Origin of the sequence: Streptomyces sp. NPDC096339 (assembly GCF_044762985.1) — a bacterium.
GTDB lineage: Bacteria > Actinomycetota > Actinomycetes > Streptomycetales > Streptomycetaceae > Streptomyces.
Map to the genome: position 1 here is coordinate 104915 of NZ_JBIWFI010000004.1, position 22844 is coordinate 127758.

A 22844-nucleotide genomic window follows, 5' to 3' on the forward strand; every position below is an offset into this window, starting at 1 on the left:
GCCTCACTGCTCCGGGGCCTGAACGGTTCGGGGTGCTGGGGCGGGGAGCCCCGGAGGGGCGGAGGAGATCCGTCGTCCGGGACCTGGGTTGGCGGTGCCTCGGCCGGTCCGTGGTGAAGAGGGGTTGGGGGTTTCCCGTCAGTCCCATCGTCCTTCCGCGTCGGGCCGGCCTGTCAAGGGCGCTCCCTTCGGTCGCGTCGCTGCGCGATCGCCTTCGGCGACCCTTGACAGACCGTCCCGCCACGGAAAGACAAGGACTGCCGGGAACCCCCCAAAGGAACGGGCCGGGCCAGAGATTCCAACACGGGCCCACCGGAATGCCCGACCCGGTCGAGGACTCACCCCTCCTCGGCCCCTCCAGAGCACCGGCCAGGCCGGGCAGACGGCCACACCCCCCGAAACCCCCACCACAAGAGCCTGAGCGGGAGGAAGGGCGCCACAAATCGCTACGCGCTCCTCGACAACGGCGTCTGACCACCGCCTGGGGCTGGTCACGCACCGGATCGCTACGCGCTCCTCTTTGACGGCGCCCGACGGCCGCCGTGGGCTGGACATAAGCCGCCCAAGCCCTCGAATCGTCTTCCATGACGGCGTCCGACGGCTGTGTTCGGGTCACCGCGAGTATCAGCCCCGGACGGGGGGACAGTCGCGGTCGTCGAGAAGCGCGTAGCGATCGTGGGCGGCTTATGACCAGCCCGAAGAGGCCGTGGACGCCGTCGGGGAGAAGCGCGTAGCGATCTGGTGCGTGACCAGCCCCGGACGGGGGCCGGACGCTGAGACGTGAGGAGCGCGTAGCGATTTGATGCGCCCTTCCTGCCGCTCAGGCTCTTGTGGTCGACCTTTGGAGGGGTGTGGCCGCCTGTGCGGCCCGGAGGGCGGGGTGGGTGGCCCGAGGTGGGGCCCGCTGTCCGGGAGCCGGGTCGGGCATTGCTGTGGGCCCGTTTTGGGATCTCTGGCCCGGCCCGTTCCTTTGGGGGGTTCCCGGCAGTCCTTGTCTTTCCGTGGCGGGACGGCCTGTCAAGGGCGGCCGAAGGCCGTCGCGCAGCGACGCGACGACGAAGGAGGAGCGCCCTTGACAGGCCGGCCCGACGCGGAAGGACGATGGGACTGACGGGAAACCCCCAACCCCTCTTCACCACGGACCGGCCGAGGCACCGCCAACCGAGGTCCCGACCAGCTGTTCACCCTCCGCCCCTCCGGGGCTCCCCGCCCCCGCGCCCCGAACGGTTCAGGCCCCGGAGCAGTGAGGCACCGCACCCACACCCACCCGCACCCAAAGAGGCGGGTGGGCAGCCACCGCCCGGCCCTGGGGGGTCGAGGGGGACAAGGGCGGCCCGCGCCATGACGCGGCCCCCTACCCCCGCAGTGCCGTCAGCTGGGCCGTGAACCAGGCCGCCGGGGGGAGGGCCGTGGCGGCTGCGGCGAGGCGTTTCGTGCGGTCCGCGCGTTCCGCGGGTGGCATCGACAGGGCCCTGTGCAGGGCGGCGGCCGTCTCCGTGACGTCGTACGGGTTCACCGTCAGGGCGTCCCGGCGGAGTTCCTCGTACGCCCCCGCCCCGGTGGACAGGACCAGCGCGCAGCCGGCTTCCGATACCACCGGGATCTCCTTGGCGACCAGGTTCATGCCGTCGCGCACCGGGTTCACCAGTGCCACGTCCGCCATCCGGTACGCCGCCAGCGAGCGCGCGAAGTCGTCCTCGACCGACACCAGGACCGGCTGCCAGTCCGGTGTGCCGAATTCGGCGTTGACGGCAGCCGCCAGCTCCGTCACCGATGACGTGTACGACCGGTAGACCTCCAGGTCCTGCCGTGACGGGTACGCGGACGCCAGGTGGACCACCCGGCCCCGCCACTCGGGGTGGGTCGTGAGCAGCTCCCGGTAGGCGAGCAGGCCGCGCAGGATGTTCTTCGACAGTTCGGTGCGGTCCACCCGGACGATCGTCCTGCGGTCGCCGACCTCCGCGCGCAGCCCCGCCAGTTTGTCGTCCACCACCGGCCGGTGCGCGAGTGCCCGCAGGTCGTCGCCGTCCACGCCGAGGGGGTACACGTCCACGTCCGTGAAGCGGATCGGAGCCCCTGTGCGCTGGTGCTGGACGCCGCGGCGGCGGTCGCCGCCCGGCAGGGCCCCCCACGCGAGGCCGATCGCGTCGTCGGTCTCCGCGCCGCTGATGAAGGCGGAGGCCCAGGACCAGGTGTGGAATCCGAGCCGGTCCGCCCCGAGCATCCCCCACACCAGCTCCGACCGGACGTCGTCCGGCAGCATGTCCAGGAACTCCGGCGAGGCCCACGGCGTGTGCGTGAAGTGCGCGATGCGCAGGTCCGGCCGCAGCTCCCGCAACCGCCCGGGGACCAGAGCCAGGTGGTAGTCCTGGACCAGTACGCAGGCCCCCTCGGCGGCCTCCTCGGCGAGGGCGGCCGCGAAGGTGCGGTTGTAGGCGACGTAGGAGGTCCAGCGGCGGCGGAACTCCGCGTCGAAGACCGGCTCGCGCGGTACGTCGTACAGGTGGTGGTGGGTGAACCACAGCACCGAGTTCGCGATGCCGTTGTAGGCGTCGTCGTAGACGGCGGGGTCGATGTCGAGCATCCGGACCCCGGGCTCCGAGACCCCCCGCCGGACCGCCTCGCGGTCCGCCTCCGACAGGGCCGCGCAGATCCACAGCGCCTCCGGCTGCTCCGCGAGGGCCGCGGAGAGGCCGGAGACGAGACCGCCCCCGCCGCGTCGGGCACTGAGCGCGCCGTCTGCGGCGAGGGCGTAGGAGAGCGGGCCACGGTTCGCCGCGACGAGTACCTGAGAAGCCATGCGGCACACCTAGCCCGGCCGGGTCCCCCTCAAACCATGCGAAACCTCACGCCACGCGGCGCAGCGCGTACTCCTTGACGCCCAGCATCGGCGGCCGCTCCTCGGTGTCCACCGGGTGGGTGTGCGGTACGAATCCCTCCGGTCCGCGTTCGAACTGCGTCAGTTCCGGCCGTACGAGGTGCCCGCGCGACAGCCGTACCAGGGCCGTGCGGTAGATCGCCGCGGCCATCCGGCCCAGCGCCTGCCCGTCCTGGTGGCGGTGGAGGCGTACGCCCACGTCGACCTGGGCCAGCGCGTCCAGACCGACCGTGTGCAGCGCGTCCACCAGCAGCCCCAGCTCGACGCCGTACCCGACGGGGAAGGGGAGGCGTTCCAGCAGGGAGCGGCGTACGGCGTACTCGCCGCCCAGGGGCTGTACGAAACCGGCGAGCTGCGGCCAGTGCAGGTTGAGGAGGGGGCGGGCCACCAGCTCGGTGACCCGGCCGCCCTGGCCGGGGGTCTTGCCGGAGGCGAGCCCGTCGAATTCAGTGCCGAGGGGGCGGTCGTACATCGCCTTGACGAACTGCACGTCCGGCTCGGTCAGCAGCGGCCCCACGATGCCGGAGACGAAGGTGGCCGAGAAGTCCCGCAGGTCGGCGTCGATGAAGCAGACGATGTCGCCGGTGGTCGCCAGCAGCGAGCGCCACAGCACCTCGCCCTTGCCGGGCAGCGCCGGGATCCGCGGCAGTATCTCGTCGCGGTGCACGACCCGCGCGCCGGCCTTCGCCGCGACCTCGGCGGTCCGGTCGGTGGAGCCCGAGTCGACTACCACCAGATCGTCGACCAGCGGGACCGGCAGCCCCTCGATCAGCTCCCGCCGGATCGTCTCCACGATCGCGCCGACCGTCGGCTCCTCGTCGAGCGCGGGCAGCACCACGCTGACCGTGGTGCCCGCCGCCCGTTTCCGGTCGAGCAGCTGGTCGAGCGGTCGGTCGGCGGCTGACCAGGAGCGGTCTGCCAGCCAGCGCTCCACCTCTTCCAGCACCCTCAGCACTCCTTGCGTTTCGGCGTTATGGTGCGATATGTGATCCATCTCGCGGTTCGGACAGCAGTCTCACCCGCCCGGACCTTCGGTTACAGTCTTGAACAACGCGAAGGACCGCCGCATGCCGGGGGTCCCCGCCAACAAACGCACCGGCGCGCCATAGAGCGCGTGTGCCGGTGCCATACCGCTCATCCAGAGGGGCAGAGGGACACGGCCCGTTGAAGCCCCGGCAACCCTCCAGTCGGTTCTCGCGATGCGATACGCATCCCGCGGGGTCCCCGGCTAGGGAAGGTGCCAATTCCGTCTCATGGCGAAGTGCGCCATGGGGAAGATGAGGAGAAAGGGCCTCGCCATCATGGCTGCACAGACTGTCGCCACCTCTGTTGACCTCGGACCCGCCAACGGTCTTTCCTGTCGCGAGTGCGGTACCCGCTTCGAGCTCGGCCCCATCTTCGCGTGCGTCGAGTGTTTCGGACCGCTGGAAGTCGCCTACGACCTGCCCACCGGTGACCCGGAGGCCCTGCGCGCCGCGATCGAGGCCGGCCCGAACAACATCTGGCGCTACGCCCCGCTGCTGCCCGTCCCCGCGGACGTGGCCTCCAAGCCCAGCCTGAACCCCGGCTTCACCAAGCTCGTCGACGCGGCCAACCTGGCCAAGGAGCTCGGCGTCACCGGCAAGCTGTACGTCAAGGACGACTCCGGCAACCCGACGCACTCCTTCAAGGACCGCGTCGTGGCCATCGCCGTCGAGGCGGCCCGCGCGTTCGGCTTCACCACGCTCTCCTGCTCCTCCACCGGCAACCTGGCCGGCGCCGTCGGCGCCGCGGCCGCCCGCGCCGGTTTCCGCTCCTGCGTGTTCATCCCGCACGACCTGGAGCAGGGCAAGGTCGTCATGGCCGGTGTCTACGGTGGCGACCTGGTCGGCATCGAGGGCAACTACGACGACGTCAACCGCTTCTGCTCCGAGCTCATCGGCGACCCGCTGGGCGAGGGCTGGGGCTTCGTCAACGTCAACCTGCGCCCGTACTACGGCGAGGGTTCCAAGACCCTCGCGTACGAGATCTGCGAGCAGCTCGGCTGGCAGCTGCCCGACCAGATCGTCATCCCGATCGCGTCCGGCTCCCAGCTGACGAAGATCGACAAGGGTCTGCAGGAGCTGATCAAGCTCGGCCTCGTCGAGGACAAGCCGTACAAGATCTTCGGCGCCCAGGCCGAGGGCTGCTCCCCGGTGTCCGCCGCCTTCAAGGCCGGCCACGACGTGGTCCGCCCGCAGAAGCCGAACACCATCGCCAAGTCCCTGGCGATCGGCAACCCGGCCGACGGCCCGTACGTCCTGGACATCGCCCGCCGCACCGGCGGCGCGGTCGAGGACGTCAACGACGAGCAGGTCGTCGAGGCCATCAAGATCCTCGCGCAGTCCGAGGGCATCTTCGCCGAGACCGCGGGCGGCGTGACCGTCGGCGTCACGAAGAAGCTCATCGAGAACGGGCTGCTCGACCCGACGCTGACCACCGTGATCCTCAACACCGGTGACGGCCTCAAGACCCTGGAGGCGGTGGCCGCCGACAGCGGCCAGACCGCCACCATCCGCCCGAGCCTGGACGCGTTCCGCGCCGCCGGCCTGGCCTAGGGGGTATCGGGCGGGTCAGGGCCGGACCCTCGGCCCGCCCGGCCCGCCCGGCACCGCGCCTTGCCGCGTTGTCGTCGGTCGCCGACTTCCCCAAGCTCTCGGCTTCGCTCGAGCAGGGGAGACCCCATCCGCGTCGACTCCCTCCTCCGCCTTGCAATGCACGGCACCAGACGACCCGAGGGTCCGGCCCTGACCCGCCGGACACCCCTCCCCCCCTGTACCCGGAAAGGCAGTAGCGCCATGAGCGTCAACGTCCGCATCCCCACCATCCTGCGCACCTACACGGGCGGCGCCGCCGAGGTCTCCGCCGAGGGTGCGACCCTGGCCGAGGTCATCCAGTCCCTGGAGGCGAACCACCCGGGCATCGCGGCGCGCGTCCTGGACGACCAGGGCAAGCTCCGCCGCTTCGTGAACGTCTACGTCAACGACGACGACGTGCGCTTCGAGGGCGGGCTGGAGGCGGCGACGCCGGACGGTGCGGGCGTCTCGATCATCCCGGCCGTCGCGGGTGGCTGCTGACCGGTTGCCCACGGGCTGCCCACTGGAGCTCCATAAATAGAATTGCCCCCTCCGCTGAAAGCGGAGGGGGCAATTCTGCTTGATTGGGCACGGTAGAGTTGGGGAAGTCCCCTCCGCTGTCTTTGCCCGGCGCATATGAACGGGTCGCGTGAGGGTCGACATCTGGTCAATGTGCGGGTGCGGTTTGGGGCTTTGGCGAGACATGTCGGGCCCGAGTTGCCCTGGAATATGCCAAATTTTCACTTCATTTCAATGTATCTGTGTGTCCAGATTTCTCGTCGGATTGACCTGTTGCAGACAGCATCGGCGCAGATACATTCAGCCTCGGTCGACGCGTTCCGACGCAAGTTATGACCCGGTAACGCGAAGTGCGTTCCCGCGCAAGGGCCAGTAATAGGGGAGTTAGGCATGGCTCAGGGCACCGTCAAGTGGTTCAACGCGGAGAAGGGCTACGGCTTCATCGCGGTCGACGGTGGTGCGGATGTGTTCGTCCACTACAGCGCCATCCAGATGGACGGATACCGCACCCTTGAAGAGGGTCAGCGGGTCGAGTTCGAGATCTCGCAGGGCCAGAAGGGTCCGCAGGCGGACATGGTCAAGCTCGCACTCGGCTGAGTCCCGGAGCGATCGACCACCGACGCGATACGTACGCGCGCACCCGCGTACGCGCATGCACAACGAGGGGCCTGCATCCGAGGAGGGATGCGGGCCCCTCGTGCGTTCCCGACACGCCCTGCGCCACGTCCCCTCTGTTCAAGGGGGCGTTGACCGGTGTTGCCCCAAGCCGCTTGCACTCGTGGGGGTCGAGTGCTAATCATTGGCGTTAGCACTCTCCGGTTGAGAGTGCTACTGAACGAGGACCGGGTCGGTGAGGCCCGCAGGGTCCGGCGGGAAGGAACCGCCGGGCACGCAGGCCGTCCGTCGCGGGCGCGGGCGCGGTCCAGGAGCAATCCACCGCTGTCCGGGAGGACCACTTCAGATGGCCAAGATCATTGCGTTCGACGAGGAGGCCCGCCGCGGCCTCGAGCGTGGGATGAACCAGCTCGCCGACGCCGTCAAGGTCACCCTTGGCCCCAAGGGTCGCAACGTCGTCCTTGAGAAGAAGTGGGGCGCCCCCACGATCACCAACGATGGTGTCTCCATCGCCAAGGAGATCGAGCTCGAGGACCCGTACGAGAAGATCGGCGCCGAGCTGGTCAAGGAAGTCGCCAAGAAGACGGACGACGTCGCCGGCGACGGTACGACCACCGCCACCGTCCTCGCCCAGGCGCTCGTCCGCGAGGGCCTGCGCAACGTGGCCGCCGGTGCCAACCCGATGGCCCTCAAGCGCGGTATCGAGAAGGCCGTCGAGGCGGTCTCCGCCGCCCTGCTCGCCCAGGCGAAGGATGTCGAGACCAAGGAGCAGATCGCTTCCACGGCCTCCATCTCCGCCGCCGACACCCAGATCGGCGAGCTCATCGCCGAGGCCATGGACAAGGTCGGCAAGGAAGGCGTCATCACCGTCGAGGAGTCCCAGACCTTCGGTCTGGAGCTGGAGCTCACCGAGGGCATGCGCTTCGACAAGGGCTACATCTCGGCGTACTTCGCCACCGACATGGAGCGCATGGAGTCGTCCCTCGACGACCCGTACATCCTGATCGTCAACTCCAAGATCGGCTCGGTCAAGGACCTGCTGCCGCTCCTGGAGAAGGTCATGCAGTCCGGCAAGCCGCTGCTGATCATCGCCGAGGACGTCGAGGGCGAGGCCCTGTCGACCCTGGTCGTCAACAAGATCCGCGGCACCTTCAAGTCCGTCGCCGTCAAGGCCCCGGGCTTCGGTGACCGCCGCAAGGCCATGCTCGGTGACATCGCCATCCTCACGGGCGGCACGGTCATCTCCGAGGAGGTCGGCCTCAAGCTGGAGAACGCCGGTCTCGACCTGCTCGGCCGCGCCCGCAAGGTCGTCATCACCAAGGACGAGACCACCATCGTCGACGGTGCCGGTGACAGCGACCAGGTCGCCGGTCGCGTGAACCAGATCCGCGCCGAGATCGAGAACTCCGACTCGGACTACGACCGCGAGAAGCTCCAGGAGCGCCTCGCGAAGCTGGCCGGCGGCGTGGCCGTCATCAAGGCCGGTGCCGCGACCGAGGTCGAGCTCAAGGAGCGCAAGCACCGCATCGAGGACGCCGTTCGCAACGCGAAGGCGGCCGTCGAGGAGGGCATCGTCGCCGGTGGTGGCGTGGCCCTGCTGCAGGCCTCCTCGGTCTTCGAGAAGCTGGAGCTCAACGGTGACGAGGCGACCGGCGCCAACGCCGTGAAGCTCGCGCTGGAGGCCCCGCTGAAGCAGATCGCCGTCAACGGTGGTCTCGAGGGCGGCGTCGTCGTCGAGAAGGTGCGCAACCTGGCCGTCGGCCACGGTCTGAACGCCGCGACCGGCGAGTACGTCGACATGATCGCCGAGGGCATCATCGACCCGGCGAAGGTCACCCGCTCCGCGCTGCAGAACGCGGCGTCCATCGCGGCCCTGTTCCTCACCACCGAGGCCGTCATCGCCGACAAGCCCGAGAAGGCCGGCGCCGCTGCCGGCGGCGGCATGCCGGGCGGCGACATGGACTTCTGATCGACCGGGCCGGCCTCCGGCCCTGGCTGATCGGCTGTTCTTCACGTACCGAGGGCGGCACCCCTTCCTGACGGAGGGGGTGCCGCCCTCGGGCGTTTCCGCGGTGGCGGTGACTGTGTCTCTATCGGTGTGGCCCGCTCGGTCATGGTCGTCACCGTCGTCCTCCGGGTGGCGTGCTGCGCCTGAATGCAGTCCGAATGTCTGCTTCGTCCCAGGCTGGCGACGCGGAGGCGCCCGTGCCCGGCCTGTGGGACGGACCACCCGCCGGGGCCCGGCTTTGGTTGACTGGGGGCATGAGCGATCTCTTCGTCAAGATCTGCGGCCTCAAGACCGCGCACGACGTCGACGTGGCCGTCGCGGCCGGCGCCGACGCGGTGGGCTTCGTGTTCGCGCCCGGCAGCCCGCGGACCGTCGACGCCGCCACCGCGCGGGAGCTGGCGGCGCGGGTGCCGGAGGGGGTGCTCACCGTCGGGGTGTTCCGCGGGCAGCCGGTCGAGGAGGTGCGCCGGTTCGCGGAGGAGAGCGGCGTGCGGGGTGTGCAGCTGCACGGCGAGGAGGGCCCGGAGGACTTCGCGGCGCTGCGCGCCGAGGGCCGCACCCTGCTGCGGGCCACCGCCGAGCGCTTGGCGCGCTGCGGGGAGTACGGGGAGGACCTGCTGCTGCTGGACGCCCCCGACCCCGGCTCCGGCAAGCCGTGGAACTGGGGCGCGGCGGACTTCACCGCCCCCGAGGGGCGGTGGGTGCTGGCGGGCGGGCTGAACCCGGGCAACGTACGGGAGGCCGTCGAGGTGACCGGGGCGTGGGGCGTGGACGTGTCCAGTGGCGTCGAGTCCTCGCGGGGGGTGAAGTCCCCGGACCTGATCCGCGCCTTCATCGAGGCGGCGCGGGGCGGGGCCGTCTAGCCGAACCCGCTCGGCCGCTCCGCCTCCAGCCTCGCCGGCGTTTGAGGCGCGGGGTCTGGGGCGGAGCCCCAAGGCGGGTCCGGGCGGAGCCCGGGGAACGGTGGAAGGGCGGGTAGGGGACGGCTCCGCGCAGCGGCACCCCGGGGCGGCCCGCACGCGGCGGCACCCCCGGGGCGGCCCGCACGCGAAGGGCCGTCGGGGCCGGGCGCGCGGCGGGGCACCTCCTCGGGCGTCGAACGTGCAGAGGCAGCGGACGTGCGCGGCGTGGTTGCGTTCGACGCCCTGCGGGGGCGCCCCGCCGCGCACCCGACCCCGCCGGCGCGGGGGTGTCACGGCCCCGCCGCGCACCCGCGTTCGACGCCCTGCGGGGGCGCCCCGCCGCACACTCGACCCCGCCGGCGCGGGGGTGCGAGCGGGTCGGCCCGTCGAGTACGCGCGCCCGGCGCCGGGAGGGGTCAGGGCCTGGCGTAGGGCCGGGTCACGATCTCCATGTTGTGGCCGTCCGGGTCGGCGAAGTACGCGCCGCGCCCGCCGAAGAGGCCGTTGATGCGGCCCGGTTCGGTGTGGTTGGGGTCGGCGTAGTAGGTGACGCCGATCGCGTCCAGCCGGGCGATCATGCCGTCGAACTGCTCGTCGGGCACGAGGAACGCGTAGTGCTGCGGCTGGAGCGGCTCGCCGGCGGGCTGCTGGTAGTAGTCGAGCGTCACGTTGTTGCCGAGGTCGACGGGCAGGAACGGCCCGAAGGGGGCGCTCGGCTTCAGGCCCAGGACGGCGGCGATGAACTCGGCCGACAGTTGCCGGTCGGTGGCGTGGACGACGGTGTGGTTGAGCTGGACCGCGGTGACGGACATGTTGGGGTGGCTCTCCAAGTCTCGGGTTCGGGATCGAGGACATGGAGGGGGCGGCGGGCTCCTGGCCCGCCCGGTGGTCACGCGGAGGCCGGGGGCCTCGCTCGTGTGTGGCCCAAGGCCGACCCGGCAGTCACCGGGCCGACCTTACGCGCTGTCGGGGTCAGTCCGCGAGGCGGAGGGCGAACCTCTCGAAGATGTCGCCCACTTCGATCCAGCCGACCTGCTTGCAGCCCAGATCCTGACCGGCGCCGGAGCAGTTCCATCCCATGACGACCATGCCGTTCAGCTGCCGGGAGTCCTGGTCGTTGACGGTGATCACCGGCCCGCCGCTGTCGCCGGGCCGGGAGATGACGGGGCCGGGGCGGGGGTCCGGGTCGCTGGCGCTGCCCCAGACGAAGGCGCCGTTGTTGACCCAGGTCGCGCTGCCGGAGTACGCGGTGCGGATGTTGCAGGCCACCTTGGTGGTGTAGCCGAGGTGGCAGGTGAAGTCCCCGACGGCCACGTTGCGCACGCCGTTGAGGCGGCGGGTGTAGCCCTGTGCGTCGACGCCGTCCCAGGTGTAGCGGCTCGTCGGCGTCTCGATGAACGCCGAGTCGAGGTCGTCCAGCTTGGCTCCGACCGTGCCGACGCGGAAGCCGCCGGCGGTGAAGACGGTCTCGCCGAGCCCGTAGCAGTGCCCCGCGGTGACGAGCCACTGACGGTTGTCCACCGTGCTGTGGGCCGGGATGCCGCTGGTGCAGTGGGCGAAGGGGCCGTTCGCGGGTCCGAGCGCGGCCCCCGCGTAGAACGGTGCCCGGTCGTCCCAGCGGCTCAGCGGCACCGAGCGGGTCGACTGGCGGACGCGGATGGGAGTGGTCCGGGTCGCCGCGAGTTCCTGTGCGACGGCGGGCCCGGCGAGGTACTTCTGCGCGGCCTTCGCGTCGTCGACGTTGAGTTCGATCGCGCCGCCGTCGACGGTGCTCCCCGCCATGTCGATCTTGAAGGGGAGGTCCTTGCGGCTGCGGAAGGTGTTGATCTCCTTGCGCAGTTGCTGGAGCGTCTTCGCGCTCTTGCGTACGTTCAGCAGCTTCGTGTCGGCCTTCGGGTTGGCCTTGCGTACCGCGTCGAGGAAGGCCGCGCCCCGGGTCGTGTCGGTGAGGTAGACGTTCACCGAGCGGTAGTCGGGGGCCATCTCGACCTGCGTGTACACGTCCGCGTAAGCGGAGCGTCCGGCCCGGGCCGCGGCGTCGGCCACGACTCTGAGCGGTTCCAGCACCTCGCCCTGCTGTTGCGGCGTCATGGCCGCCACGGCATCGGCGGTCAGGGGCCCGGGCGCCCCCGCTTCGGCGGTCGCCGTCGCACCGAGCGGGAGGACGGCCAGCACGGTGGCGAGCGCGAGCGAACGCCAAGCAGCCTTGTTCATGCATCTCCTCGGGTGATTACTGTGCGTGTGCGGTGTGTACGCAGCGTGAACGTAGTGATCGCCCGAAATGCCCGGCAAGGGCGCACGGCGGCCCTCGGGGGGCGCGCAGGGGGCGTGCGCCCGGCCCGGGTCAGGCGCCGGCAGGTCCGCCCGAGGAGGCGGAACCGTCCTGCTCGACCGACTCCACGAGCGTGTCCGTCGCCCGCAGGGCCTCCACCTGCCCGGGGGAGAGCGGGGCGGCGAAGCCGTTCATAACGGTGCGGAAGACGTGGACCGGGGTGATCCCGTAGGCCCGCGCGACGGCGCCGGGGTCGAGGCCGCGCCGCACGGTGACGATGTACGTGGGATGGTCGGCAGCCGCCGAGGCCGCCGCCGGCCGTGGTGTGGGTGCGGGTTCGGGAGTGGCGGCGGCGTGGGCGGGCGGGGTGGCCGCGGCGGCCAGTACGAGGACGAGCGCGGGCAGCAGTGCTCGGTGCGGGCTCGGGGGGTTGCTCATGCGGCGAGGCCACCACCTGCGGCGGGGCCGGTCAACGAGCCCCGCGGGTGCGGAAGGCCGTACGGGTGATCGGTCGGGCGGGGGGCTGCGGTTCACACCGTGCCGGGGCGGCACCCGATGGGAAGGTGGGGCCGCGCCGCTGAGGGAGGCGGCTCGCCCGTGTCGACCCTCAACCCCGTCAGGGAGTTCCGTACATGCGCTTGCTCGCCCGTCTGGCCACCGCCGCCCTCCTCGCCGTGCCCCCGATCGCGGCCGGCACGGCCTCCGCCGTCGCCCCGGAGCCGCCCCCGGCGCCGCTGTTCACGGCGGCCGATCCGGTGCCGGGCCGGTACATCGTGACCCTGGAGGAGGGCCGGGACGCGGCGGAGGTCGCGCAGGCGCTGGGCCTGGAGCCGTCGTTCGTCTACACGTCGGCGATGACCGGCTTCGCGGTACCGCTGACCGCGAGCGAGCTGACGGTTGTCCGGGGCAGCGCCGGGGTGAAGTCGGTCGAGGAGGACGCCTCGGTCTACGTGCCGATGCCGACCGGTGCGGGGGAGACGCGGGCACCGGCGCATTCCTGGGGGCTGGACCGGATCGACCAGCGGAACCTGCCGCTGGACGACGGCTTCACCACCGTTGGTGACGGCGCCGGGGTGACCGCCTACATCCTCGACAGCGGCATCGACTACGCGCACGCGGAGTTCGGCGGCCGGGCCGCCTTCGGCTTCGACGCCGTCGGCGACGGCCGCCAGGGCCAGGACTGCTCCGGCCACGGCACGCACGTCGCGGGCACGGTCGCCGGTGCGACCTTCGGGGTGGCGCCCAAGGCGAACCTGGTGAGCGTCCGCGTGCTCGGGTGCGACGGTTCCGGCTCGTGGTCGGGGGTCCTCGCGGGCCTGGACTGGGTCGCGAAGAACGCCCGCCGGCCGGCCGTGCTGAACGGCTCCCTGGGCGGGGACCGCTCGACCACGGTGAACAGCGCCGCGACCGCCCTGGCGGAGGCGGGCGTGCTGCCGGTGTTCGCGGCGGGCAACTCCTCGGTCGACGCGTGCAGCTTCTCGCCCGCGTCCGCCGAGGGCGTGGTCGCGGTTGGCGCGTCCAACCAGTCGGACGAGCAGACCGGCTTCTCCGACTACGGCCCGTGCGTCACCCTCTACGCCCCCGGCCAGGCCATCGTCTCGGCGAGGCTCGGTGGCGGCAGCGTGGCCCTCAACGGCACGTCGATGGCCTCGCCGCACGCTGCCGGGGTGGCCGCCCTCTACAAGCAGGCCCACCCGGACGCGGCCCCGGCGGAGGTCAAGGCCTGGCTGGCGGACGTGTCCACGAAGAACGTCCTGACGGGCGTTGAGCCGGGCACCGCGAACCGGTTGCTGTTCACGGGTGGGTTGTGACGGGTCAGAGCGCGGAGATGAAGGTCGCCCAGGCCGATGCGTTGAACGCGATGTGCGGGCCGTTCGGGACCTTGGAGTCCCGGACGGGGACGATGTCGGCGTGTCCGTCGGCGACTTCGAGGCAGTCGCCGCCGCTGCCGCCGCTGTAACTGGACTTGTGCCAGTTGGCCATCGACAGGTCGTACTCAGGCGTGCTGATCATGTTCGTAATCCTCCGCCACCGATTCGATCAGGGCCAGCGACTTGCGCGGTGACAACGCGTTGGCCGTGAGGAGATCGTAGGCCAGGGTGTGCCGGGTGACGGTGGCCGGATCGTCGAACAGCTGCCCCGTTCCCATGCCTTGGACGTAGGCGAGCGGGGGAGCGTCCTCGAAGGACATCAGCTTGAGGGGCCCTTCTAGTGCGGCGTGGGCACCCTCGCTGAACGGGAGTACTTGCACGATGGCCCTCCGGGCGCGGACAAGAGCCGCGATACGGCGCAGGGCCTTGGCCATCACCGCCCCGCTGCCCACCTCCCGACGCAGCACCGCCTCGTCCAGCACGCACCACAACAGGGGCGTTGTTGGATCGGCGAGCAGCGAGGCGCGCGCCAGCCGGGCCTCGGTCAGTTGGTCGATGGCTTCCTGCGGTGCGGTGGGCTGGTAGGCGTGGAACACTTCCCGGGCATACGCCTCCGTTTGGAGTAGCCCTGGGATCAGGAGGGGTGCGTACTCCCGAATGGCAGTCGCCAGCGCCTCCGCTTCAGCCGCAGCGGCAAAGTGATCGGGGTACTTGGACTTGGCCGCCGCCCCGCAGTTGCGGGTGAAGAAGCCGTCCGTCCCGAGGATCTCGTCGATCTGCCGGGCGAAGTCGATGTGCATCCGGCGGGTGCCCGCCTCCAGTTGGCCGATGAAGGAGCCGCTCACGAAGAGCGGTTCGCCGAGCTCGGTCTGGCTCTTGCCCGCGCGTTCGCGCGCCACGCGGAGTTCGGCGCCCAGTAGGGCGCGGGGTGAGGAGGAGGGGTCGAGGTTCTTTCCTGGCATGGCAACTCCCTGGCCAACACGCACCGTTGTTGCGGTGTCCGCATTGAAAGGCTAGCGAGCCGGTCGCCACGCTGTGTGTCGAAGTCGGATACGCAGAGTAGAAAGGTGACATGTCATGGTGCTCTCCCCACAGGAGCGCATGCGGGCGGCCGAGGAGGCTGTCCGGCAGCTGAAGGAGTCCCTGGCCGGAGTGGGGGTGGTGTTCCCCTCCCTCGACGTGGAGCGGGTCTCCGCCGCCGGTACCTACGGCCTGCCTCTGGTCGACCTTGGCCGCTGCAACCTGGACACCGCGCTCCGGCTGGCAGCCGTACTCCACGAGAGGGCGCACCCGTGAGCGAGGCGGTGGAGTGGGGCTTCGAACTCGGTTGGAGGCTGCACGCGCTGGAGGCGGCCCTGGCCGGCGGGGCGTGGCGGCGTGGGGGTACGGGGCTCTCCGTACGGGTGCGGTGCGACGGCGGCGGGCTTTGGACGGCCGTCGGGGACGACGGGGAGCGGCGGGAGGCGCGTACGGCGGAGACGGCGGACGAGGCGACGGCGCTCGTGCAGGAGGCCTTCGGGTTGAAGGCGTGGCGGCCGCAGCCGCCTCCGCCGCCGGGGTGGCAGCGGTTCACGCTGCTGCACTGTCCGGTGGGGGAGTGCCCGGAGTTCGAGGACGCCCGTTACGAGGGGCTCAAGGCGCGCCCGCCGCAGGGGTGTTCGGTCGAGGAGGTCGGCGGGTACTTCGGGCTGCGCTGCGAGCGGCCGGGGGCGCGGCTGCTGGAGGCGGTCGCCGAGACCGTACGGGAGATCCGCGAGGAGCACGGGCTGCTCATGAACGACCTGGGCGTCGAGAAGCTTTGGGAGTGGTCGGCGGACGGTACCGACGGTTGGGGCGCGGAGATCGTCGGGCAGTTGCTGCTGATGGCGGCCGAGCGGGGGCCGAAGGTCGGCTACGGTGCCGATGACCTGGTGCGGTTCCTGCGGTGTACCGGCGGCGGCTGAAGGTTCACTTCTTGGTGATGGATTCGCCGTCGTGGGTGCCACCGATGCAGGTCCACAAGGCGGTGGCGGAGTCGTAGTGCAGCGTCCCCTTCTGCCTCACGCATTCCGGTCCCGTGACGGTCGGGGCGTTGGCCTGTGCGGCGGGGGCCGCGGAGCCGAGGACGGCCAGGACGAGGGCGGCGGTGAACCCGAGGATTCGTCTGCGCATGGGGGCTCTCCTCTCGGCACCAGCTTCGCCCCGCGCCGCGTCGGGCGCACCCTGGCGCGGAGCCGGCATGGGGCCGTACTCCAGAGGCGGGAGCAGCGATCAGGGGGCAGGCTGGTGTCATGGCGAATACGCCTGAGGTGACCGTGGGAGCGCCTGACGGCCTCGGCTTGCGCAAGGTTCAGATCGCCGGCAAGACCGTGGGCAAGGCCTGGTCTCCCAGGGAACTCCGAAAGTATCTGGATCGTGCCGGTGTGGAACCCGGGCACGACATCCATTGGTTCGGCGGCGACAGCACTGTCTGGCCGGACGGCAGGGGGTGGCGGCGACGAACGATCGGCTGTCTCATGTTCGCCGGCCTCCTCGCGACGTCCTGTCCGCTCTTCTGGATCGGAATTTCGGACAGCGGGGATGCCCTGACCTACGGCGGACGCATTGCCGGATTCACCGTGCTCGTGGCATCCGTGGTCGAAGTGTTCGCCGCGGTCGCCTGTGTCGACTACTGGGGTAAGCGGCGATGGCGTTACTCAGGGGTGGTCGTTCTCGCCGGAGTCGTGATCGCTTTCCTCTGCGGTGTCACCCTCCTCCTGCTGCAAATCGGCGAGCGCTCCACCCGCTACAGGCTGATCGGGATGGCCCTGACCCTCGCCTCTTCGCTGGCCTTGGTGGAACTCGCCAAAGCCCGGGCGTGGAAGGGGCTTCGCAACCCTACGAAGATCGCGATCGGGGCGGTCGTCTCCACGATTCTCGCTGGCGCCAACCTGGCGTATTCGCAGATCTACGTCCCTTATGTGAAAACCCCACTGGTGGAGAGCGGGGCGGAGTTCAGGGAGTCGAATCTGGAAAAGAGAGAGGGGCCGTTGTACGTGACGGTTCATCTGTACGTGAAGAACGCGGGAGAGGTCCCCGTCTACGTCCTCGACAGCCAGTACTGGATCCACGGAGTGCCCGCGAGTAGTCGCTCCGATGTCAAGGTGGAAAAAGACGACCTGATCTACGATGGCGCGTTCGTCAAGCCGGTGGGCCGCGTGCTGAATCCAGGGGAGGAAATCGCGCAGGATTCAGTCGTTGAGATCGATGATCCCGAGAGTCGCAAGTTCGAAGCGATCAGGGCGCAGACCGAGGTGTACGTGATCAGGAAGGACAGAATGAAGATGTCGTCTGAGTACGAGCGTTCCGGGGTTGGGGGCAGGGCTCTCGAGGAGGTGGCCAAGAAGGAAGACATCCCCGCCGGTACGAAATACATGTATCGATCCGACATCTCGAACAGCAGTGAAATCCTGAACGTGACCCGAGGGCGTCTGCGTATAACGGTGTTCAGGGTATCCATGGGTCGGTGGTCGAATATAGTCGTGGATGTGTCACCTCCGGGTGACCGAGTGAAATTTGATCCCCTGCATCCCTTGGGGGATCTCTTGCAGAGCGAAAAGCTCCGTGCCCGATACGGCCTCTCGGCGGTGCGCGGCTCCACGACGGAGATGCCCTACCGGGAGCTCTTGGAGAAGGCCCGGGCCGTCCAGAAGACGGCCGAGCCGCCCAAGTGATGGCTCGACTTCAGCGCAGAGCGAGCAGCATCACGTCACGGAGGTCCGTGCCCGGACCCAGCGGTTGGGCCTCGGCGACCTTGCGGTAGCCCCAGGCGCGGTAGGCGGCCGGGGCGGCCCCGCTCGCCGGGTGGACGTTCAGCAGGACCCGCTCGCGCTCGGCGGGGAGGGTGTCGAGCAGCGCGGTGTGCAGGCGGCGGGCGACGCCGCGGCCGCGCCATGGTCCGCGTACGGCCAGTTCCATGAGGGCGAAGGTGCGGTGTCCGTCCTCGCGCCGCATGTCGTCGGGGACGGGAGTGGTCAGCTCGTTCCACCACACCGCGTCGGGGGCGAGCGCGAAGCCGTACGCCATGCCGACCGGCTCGCCGTCCTCGGTGCGGGCCAGGGTGGCGAGGAAGCCGGGCCTGGCGGCCTGTACGGGGAAGCGGTGGAAGGCGGCTGCGACGTCCTCCTCGGTCTCGTCGTAGGGGGGTTCGGCGAAGGCTTCGGCGTAGATCAGCCTGAAGGCGTCCGCGGCCCGGATCGCGGTCGGCCCGTCCATGGGCTCGATTGAGAGGGTCATGTCCACAAGCTGTCATGGTCGACGGGCCGGAGTCGCGCGAGTATCCGCATAGTGTGGGTCGGGATTTGGGGGGATCGTGGACGGCGGAGTGCCTTTCTGGAAGCGGCTGTTGGGGAGTGCGTGGCCGGCGGTCACGGCGGCGCTCGGCGCGGTCGCGCTGCTGTACTTCGTGCTGTTCCTGAAGCTCGCGTTCGCCGACATGGACGGCAACAAGTGCGGCGGCGGCACGGACTGCCCGCGCGGCATGGGCGCGTTGATGCTCTCCGCCCTGCTGCTCGGCCTTCTCGCGGTGGGGTCGTCGCTGCTGCTCCGGAAGGTGGCGCCGCTCACCCGGTCCTGTCTGACCGGGGTCCTGGCCGCGGTGCTGGCACTGGTCGCGCTGTGGCCGGGCTGGCTCGGGTTCGAGTGGATGCGCGGCCCGCAGATGTACATGTCGGGGTGGCAGGCCCCCGACAAGCCGTCCTCGGTGAAGCCGGTCGGTGTCTGGGCGGTGGAGCGGTGGCCGGTGATGGTGCGGGCGCGTACGGACGGGCTCGTCTCCTTCAACGGCGAGGGCCGTCACGGCTGGCGGCTGGGCGCGCCCGAGCGGATGTCGGTGTGCGCGCTGAGCCGGACCACGCCCTCGGACATCGGGGTGGTCGCCTACGACCGGGGCGAGGGCTGCGGGGCGCGGGTCGAGGCGGTGGAGCTGACGTCCGGCAAGAGGCTGTGGGGCAGGGACACCGTGGGGGCCGGGGTGGCCGCGGTGGGCGGCACGGCCGTGGTGGCGGACAAGACCCTCGGAGTGATCGGCCTCGACCTGCGCGGGGGCGGGGAGCTGTGGCGGGCCGGTGTACCGGGCGAGTGCGCGGTCCGGGTCGTCGACGGGGCCGGGGAGCGGGTCCTGTACGTGGAGGAGTGCGGGCGGTCGGCCCGGGTCACGGCCGTCGACTCCCGTACGGGGGCCCGCGTCTGGCAGACGGCGCTGCCGGTGGAGAGCGGGCTGAGCGAGGTCCGGGTGCTGTCGGCGCAGCCGCTCGCGCTCCGGGTGAAGGAGTCGGCCGAGCGCGGCACGGACGGGGTGCTGCTCTTCGACGGGGAGGGGCGTACGCGGGGTTCCGTACCGGTGGCCGGGGCGGAGGAGGAGCTGCTGCTGTCGTCGGGGTCGCCGGAGCCGCTGGTCAGCGGGGAGCTGCTGGTCGTGCCGGTGAGGGACGGGAAGAAGGCGGGGGTGTCCGCGTACTCCCTCACCGACGGGCACCGCGCCTGGCACACCGGCTTCGGCCGGGAGCGGGTCCTGGGCCTGGGGCGGGCGCGGGGTGCGGGTGAGGTCGCCGTGGTGACCTCGGAGCACCCGTGGACGTACCTCACCCGCCTGGACCTGGGCGGCGGCGGGCGCCGCGAGGAGTCGACGGTGCTGCGGGAGGTGCCGCTGAGCCAGAGGTTCGCCTTCTGGCCGGGGCCGCCGGGCAGCTACGTCTTCGTGAACCTGGGGGCGTACGACTCGGAGCAGTTGCCGCCGACGTTCGAGGTGCTGCCGGTGTGGGGCTGGTGACGGGAGCGGGGCGCGCTCGGGCGCGGTACCAGGCGGCGAAGTCCTTCAGTGCTTGCGTGTCGAGGCTGATCCCGACGGGTGAGGGGATCGTCAGCCTGGAGCCGTACGCGAACGCGGGGCCCTGGCGGCACCTCCCGCCCTTGCTCCGGATGGAGCGATTCGGCCGAACGGCCGGGGGTCAACCCGATCGGGTGGGGGGCTGGGTCCGGGCCCGGGACCGGTCGTGGAACCAGGCGGCCGTTCCCACCAGGGCCGCGACGCCGACCCCGTACAGGGGCAGCCACAGGGTGGTCGTGGCCGCCAGGCAGTCGGCGACGGCCTCGCGGGCGTGGGTCTGCTGGGTGAAGGCCAGGGCCGCGGGGTCGCTGCCGGCCAGGTTCCCGAGGGCGGCCTCCGTCTGGACGGCCTGGTACCGGCCCAGCAGCGCGCACTGGGCGCGGGTGCCCGGCATGGGGAACAGCCAGGCGCGGCGTTGCAGCAGGGGCGCGAGGGCGATGGCCACGCACAGGCCGACGACCAGCGCGTAGGCGATCAGGCCGCGCATGTAGGCGGAGCGGAGGTCCGGGCTCCACCGTGCCCGGCGCTGGAAGGCGCACATCACGGCGAGGAGCGTCACCCCGATGAACGTGGCGAACCACTGCCACGAACCCTGGGCGAGCGCGAAGGTCAGCACCGCGGCGAGTCCGATGCCGATGACCCCGGGGGCCGGAAGGTCACTGCCCGCATCGGCTGCGGCGCTCGCCCGGCTCGGGGTCATTCGGGTGCTGGGATCACTCACGGGCCTCTCCCTGGCCGGGGAGCCCTCAGCATCCGCCGCGGGGCACCTCGGGTCGGGGCGCCATGCCGTACGGCCCCGGCGCCCCGCCCGGATGGCCCGCGGGGACGTCGTCCGTGCGGAGGCGGGCGTGGAGGTGTTCGTCGTGCCAGCCGTCCGCGTGGAGGAGGGCGCCGCGCATGGTGCCCTCCAGGGGGAAGCCGGCCTTGGTGGCGACGGCGCAGGAGGCGGGGTTGTGTACGGAGTGGGTGATGCGCAGGCGTTGCAGGCCGAGGTCCTCGAAGGCCCAGCGGGTGATGCGGGCCGTGGCCGCGACGGCGGCGCCGGTGCCGCGGCCCGCGGGGAGCAGCCAGTAGACGATCTCGCCGCTGCCGCCCCGCAGGTCGAGGTCGCCGATGCCGATGAGGCCGAGGGCCGGGGCTTCGGCGGCGGCCGGTGCGATGGCCCAGATCGCGGCCTCCTCCGCCTGCCAACGGTCGCGGAGGCGCACGATGTGCGCCTCGGCCTCGGCGGGGGTGCGGCGGGCCGGGCGGTTCCAGTGGCGGATGTCCGGGTCCTCGTACGACGCGAGCAGGGAGGGCGCGTCGGGCGCCTGCCACGGGCGGAGGCGCATCCCGCCGGGGAGGGGGAACTAGGGCTGGGGGAGTGCGGCCATCCGGCCGGCGGGGACCACCGGAGGTATGTCGTTGATCATGGTCGCATCATGCGGGATCCGCGCCGCCGGCGTTCTGCGTCGTGGCCTGGGTGAGGCCGTCCGCGATCCGGCTCAGGACCTGGAGGGCTTCGGTCTGCTGGTCGGGGGTCAGGCGGTCGGCGACGCTGCTTTCGAGTTCGGCCCAGATGTTCTCGACCTCGCGGCGCAGGGCGAGGCTGGCGGCGGTGGGTTCGATGATCGTGGCGCGCTTGTCGGTGGGGCTGGGGCTGCGGCGGACGAAGCCGGCGTGTTCGAGGCGCCTGATGGTGCGGGTCATGGTGGCGGCGTCGGATCCGAGGAGGCGCACGAGGTCGGTCTGGCGCTGCGGGCCGCGGTCCCACAGCTGCATCATGACCAGCTCCTGACCGGTGTGGAGGCCGACGCGGCGCAGCAGTTGCTGGGCGAGCATGCGGTGCAGGCGGGCCACGCGGAAGATCGCGTGGGACAGGGGGCCGGCCAGGACGGAGGGCGGCAGCGACTGCGCGGCCGCGGGGTCGGTGGCCGGGTCGGTGGCTGGGGCGACTGCCGGGTCGGAGGCCGGGTCGGTGGCTGCCCGGTTGCCGTCGGTCGTGGCCTTGGGCTCGCTCATGGGTCCCTCGCTGCGGTGTGTAACTGCTCGAACAGAGATCAGCCTATCGCGACGGGGGCGGGTGGAGCCCGGGCGTATGAGGCCGTGTTGCAGCACCTTGCTCTAGCTGGTGTGGTGCAGGTCACGCGTCCTCGGGAATGGGGTGGGCGCATTTACTTGTTCGGACAGTTAACTCCGCATCGAGCGGCAGCACCTGCGAAGACAAGGAACGCGATCATGCCGACGGCATTCGACTCTTACGACCTCGCCGGGAAGCGCCTGGCCAACCGCATCGCCATGGCCCCGATGACCCGCGGCCGCGCCCTCACTCCCGGCGCGACGGCCACGGACCTCATGGCCACCTACTACGCCCAGCGCGCGAGCGCCGGCCTGATCATCACCGAGGGCATCCAGCCCTCCGTGGTCGGCCAGGGCTACACCGACACCCCGGGCCTGCACTCCGCGGAGCAGGTCGAGGCCTGGCGCCCGGTGACCGACGCCGTGCACCGTGAGGGCGGCGTGATCTTCGCGCAGCTGATGCACACCGGCCGGATCGGCCACCCCAGCCTGCTGCCGGACGGCCTGGTGCCCGTCGCCCCGTCCGCGGTGGCCGCGAAGGGCACGGTCTACACCCACCAGGGACCGGCCGAGCTGCCCATGCCCAAGGAGCTGACCGAGGACGAGATCGCCCGGACCATCGAGGACTACGCCGCCGCGGCCCGGAACGCCGTGGCCGCCGGCTTCGACGGGGTGGAGCTGCACGGGGCGAACGGCTACCTGATCCACCAGTTCCTCGCCCCCGGCTCCAACCTGCGCACCGACGGCTGGGGCGGCTCGGTCAAGGGCCGGATCCGCTTCGCGGTGGAGGTGGCGACCGCGGTGGCCGAGGCCATCGGCGGGGACCGGGTGGGCTTCCGCATCTCGCCGGGGAACACGTACAACGACATCGCCGAGGGGGAGGACCTGGAGGAGACCTACAGCGCCCTGCTGGCGCGGCTGGAACCGCTGGGTCTGGCCTACCTGCACCAGCTGGAGGCCGAGGGGCGGCGCGACCTGGCCCTGCGGCTGCGCAAGCAGTGGCCCGGCACGTTCGTCCTCAACCCGTTCACCGGCGCGGAGCCGACCGGGCGGGAGCAGCTGGAGCTGGTCGAGGACGGCACGGCCGACCTGATCGCCTACGGCGTGCTGTTCCTGGCCAACCCGGACCTCCCGGCCCGCCTCGCGGCCGGAGGCCCGTACAACACCCCGGACCCCAGCGCCTTCTACGGCGGCGACCACCGCGGATACACGGACTACCCGGCCCTCGGGTGAGTCCGGTTCTTGCCGGTGCGGCCCGATCGGATGCTCGAACAGCCAATCA

At 71.1% G+C, this 22844-nt stretch carries 23 protein-coding genes and 1 riboswitch; of the genes, 11 read left to right on the forward strand and 12 right to left on the reverse strand.

All coding sequences use genetic code 11. The features are described 5' to 3' along the window. Positions 1-1354: 1354 nt before the first annotated feature. On the reverse strand, positions 1355-2800 hold the full coding sequence (locus ACIQ5Y_RS08825; protein WP_403876821.1) for a trehalose-6-phosphate synthase: 1446 nt from the start codon (positions 2798-2800) through the stop codon (positions 1355-1357). Positions 2801-2846: 46 nt separating this feature from the next. Then, the gene (locus tag ACIQ5Y_RS08830; protein ID WP_403876824.1) at positions 2847-3824 is read right to left on the reverse strand and encodes a glucosyl-3-phosphoglycerate synthase; all 978 of its coding nucleotides are present in this window, start codon (positions 3822-3824) and stop codon (positions 2847-2849) included. A 185-nt stretch (positions 3825-4009) separates the two neighbouring features. Continuing rightward, a riboswitch (SAM riboswitch) is annotated at positions 4010-4162 on the forward strand. Positions 4163-4179: 17 nt separating this feature from the next. Here ACIQ5Y_RS08830 and thrC point away from each other — a divergent pair. The 5 genes from thrC (at position 4180) to ACIQ5Y_RS08855 (ending at position 9477) form a co-directional block, all read left to right on the forward strand. Beyond that, positions 4180-5454 carry a threonine synthase gene (gene thrC, locus ACIQ5Y_RS08835; protein WP_384758101.1) on the forward strand — a complete coding sequence of 425 codons (1275 nt, stop codon included), beginning with the start codon at positions 4180-4182 and terminating at the stop codon, positions 5452-5454. A 240-nt stretch (positions 5455-5694) separates the two neighbouring features. Continuing rightward, positions 5695-5973: a MoaD/ThiS family protein gene (locus ACIQ5Y_RS08840; RefSeq protein ID WP_365172731.1), complete on the forward strand. Its 279-nt coding sequence runs from the start codon at positions 5695-5697 to the stop codon at positions 5971-5973. Between the two features lie 408 nt (positions 5974-6381). Continuing rightward, positions 6382-6588: a cold-shock protein gene (locus ACIQ5Y_RS08845; RefSeq protein ID WP_030009783.1), complete on the forward strand. Its 207-nt coding sequence runs from the start codon at positions 6382-6384 to the stop codon at positions 6586-6588. A gap of 364 nt (positions 6589-6952) precedes the next feature. Continuing rightward, positions 6953-8575, forward strand: a complete 1623-nt coding sequence (groL, locus tag ACIQ5Y_RS08850) for a chaperonin GroEL (RefSeq protein ID WP_403876828.1) — start codon at positions 6953-6955, stop codon at positions 8573-8575. Between the two features lie 293 nt (positions 8576-8868). Beyond that, positions 8869-9477 carry a phosphoribosylanthranilate isomerase gene (locus tag ACIQ5Y_RS08855; RefSeq protein ID WP_403876831.1) on the forward strand — a complete coding sequence of 203 codons (609 nt, stop codon included), beginning with the start codon at positions 8869-8871 and terminating at the stop codon, positions 9475-9477. Positions 9478-9932: 455 nt separating this feature from the next. Here ACIQ5Y_RS08855 and ACIQ5Y_RS08860 read toward each other — a convergent pair whose 3' ends face one another. The 3 genes from ACIQ5Y_RS08860 to ACIQ5Y_RS08870 form a co-directional block, all read right to left on the reverse strand. Beyond that, positions 9933-10328: a VOC family protein gene (locus tag ACIQ5Y_RS08860; RefSeq protein WP_403876833.1), complete on the reverse strand. Its 396-nt coding sequence runs from the start codon at positions 10326-10328 to the stop codon at positions 9933-9935. Between the two features lie 160 nt (positions 10329-10488). Further along, positions 10489-11730: a hypothetical protein gene (locus ACIQ5Y_RS08865; RefSeq protein ID WP_403876836.1), complete on the reverse strand. Its 1242-nt coding sequence runs from the start codon at positions 11728-11730 to the stop codon at positions 10489-10491. A 130-nt stretch (positions 11731-11860) separates the two neighbouring features. Further along, positions 11861-12226: a protease inhibitor I9 family protein gene (locus tag ACIQ5Y_RS08870; RefSeq protein WP_403876839.1), complete on the reverse strand. Its 366-nt coding sequence runs from the start codon at positions 12224-12226 to the stop codon at positions 11861-11863. Between the two features lie 194 nt (positions 12227-12420). Here ACIQ5Y_RS08870 and ACIQ5Y_RS08875 point away from each other — a divergent pair, with 194 nt between their 5' ends. After that, entirely contained in the window at positions 12421-13599 is a 1179-nt protein-coding gene (locus tag ACIQ5Y_RS08875; protein ID WP_403876842.1) for a S8 family peptidase, read from the forward strand. Positions 13600-13603: 4 nt separating this feature from the next. On the opposite strand, the gene ACIQ5Y_RS08880 is transcribed toward ACIQ5Y_RS08875, so the two are convergent. Together ACIQ5Y_RS08880 and ACIQ5Y_RS08885 are read right to left on the reverse strand one after the other, a co-directional pair. Continuing rightward, positions 13604-13801 carry a DUF397 domain-containing protein gene (locus tag ACIQ5Y_RS08880; protein WP_403876845.1) on the reverse strand — a complete coding sequence of 66 codons (198 nt, stop codon included), beginning with the start codon at positions 13799-13801 and terminating at the stop codon, positions 13604-13606. After that, positions 13785-14621, reverse strand: coding sequence for a Scr1 family TA system antitoxin-like transcriptional regulator (locus ACIQ5Y_RS08885; protein WP_403876847.1), 837 nt, complete (start codon positions 14619-14621; stop codon positions 13785-13787). The genes ACIQ5Y_RS08880 and ACIQ5Y_RS08885 overlap by 17 nt, the downstream gene beginning before the upstream one ends. A gap of 115 nt (positions 14622-14736) precedes the next feature. Between ACIQ5Y_RS08885 and ACIQ5Y_RS08890 the strand changes: the two genes are divergently transcribed. Beyond that, complete coding sequence (locus ACIQ5Y_RS08890; protein ID WP_403876850.1) at positions 14737-14955, forward strand: hypothetical protein; 219 nt, start codon at positions 14737-14739, stop codon at positions 14953-14955. Further along, entirely contained in the window at positions 14952-15602 is a 651-nt protein-coding gene (locus ACIQ5Y_RS08895; protein ID WP_403876853.1) for a hypothetical protein, read from the forward strand. Before ACIQ5Y_RS08890 ends, ACIQ5Y_RS08895 begins: the two co-directional genes overlap by 4 nt. A 4-nt stretch (positions 15603-15606) precedes the next feature. Here ACIQ5Y_RS08895 and ACIQ5Y_RS08900 read toward each other — a convergent pair whose 3' ends face one another. Next, positions 15607-15810, reverse strand: a complete 204-nt coding sequence (locus ACIQ5Y_RS08900; RefSeq protein WP_403876855.1) for a hypothetical protein — start codon at positions 15808-15810, stop codon at positions 15607-15609. A gap of 119 nt (positions 15811-15929) precedes the next feature. Between ACIQ5Y_RS08900 and ACIQ5Y_RS08905 the strand changes: the two genes are divergently transcribed. Then, positions 15930-17351: a hypothetical protein gene (locus tag ACIQ5Y_RS08905; protein ID WP_403876857.1), complete on the forward strand. Its 1422-nt coding sequence runs from the start codon at positions 15930-15932 to the stop codon at positions 17349-17351. 10 nt (positions 17352-17361) lie between these two features. On the opposite strand, the gene ACIQ5Y_RS08910 is transcribed toward ACIQ5Y_RS08905, so the two are convergent. Further along, positions 17362-17913 (reverse strand): GNAT family N-acetyltransferase, encoded by a 552-nt coding sequence (locus tag ACIQ5Y_RS08910; RefSeq protein WP_403876860.1) that lies wholly within the window; start codon positions 17911-17913, stop codon positions 17362-17364. Between the two features lie 88 nt (positions 17914-18001). Between ACIQ5Y_RS08910 and ACIQ5Y_RS08915 the strand changes: the two genes are divergently transcribed. Next, entirely contained in the window at positions 18002-19447 is a 1446-nt protein-coding gene (locus tag ACIQ5Y_RS08915) for a PQQ-binding-like beta-propeller repeat protein (RefSeq protein ID WP_403876863.1), read from the forward strand. A 178-nt stretch (positions 19448-19625) separates the two neighbouring features. Here ACIQ5Y_RS08915 and ACIQ5Y_RS08920 read toward each other — a convergent pair whose 3' ends face one another. The 3 genes from ACIQ5Y_RS08920 to ACIQ5Y_RS08930 form a co-directional block, all read right to left on the reverse strand. Next, positions 19626-20225, reverse strand: a complete 600-nt coding sequence (locus ACIQ5Y_RS08920) for a hypothetical protein (RefSeq protein WP_403876866.1) — start codon at positions 20223-20225, stop codon at positions 19626-19628. A 25-nt stretch (positions 20226-20250) separates the two neighbouring features. After that, positions 20251-20835, reverse strand: a complete 585-nt coding sequence (locus ACIQ5Y_RS08925) for a GNAT family N-acetyltransferase (RefSeq protein WP_403876869.1) — start codon at positions 20833-20835, stop codon at positions 20251-20253. 88 nt (positions 20836-20923) lie between these two features. Then, positions 20924-21505: a MarR family winged helix-turn-helix transcriptional regulator gene (locus ACIQ5Y_RS08930; RefSeq protein ID WP_403876872.1), complete on the reverse strand. Its 582-nt coding sequence runs from the start codon at positions 21503-21505 to the stop codon at positions 20924-20926. Positions 21506-21721: 216 nt separating this feature from the next. On the opposite strand from ACIQ5Y_RS08930, the gene ACIQ5Y_RS08935 reads away from it, so the two are divergent. Beyond that, positions 21722-22795, forward strand: coding sequence for an alkene reductase (locus tag ACIQ5Y_RS08935; RefSeq protein WP_403876875.1), 1074 nt, complete (start codon positions 21722-21724; stop codon positions 22793-22795). Positions 22796-22844 lie beyond the last annotated feature (49 nt).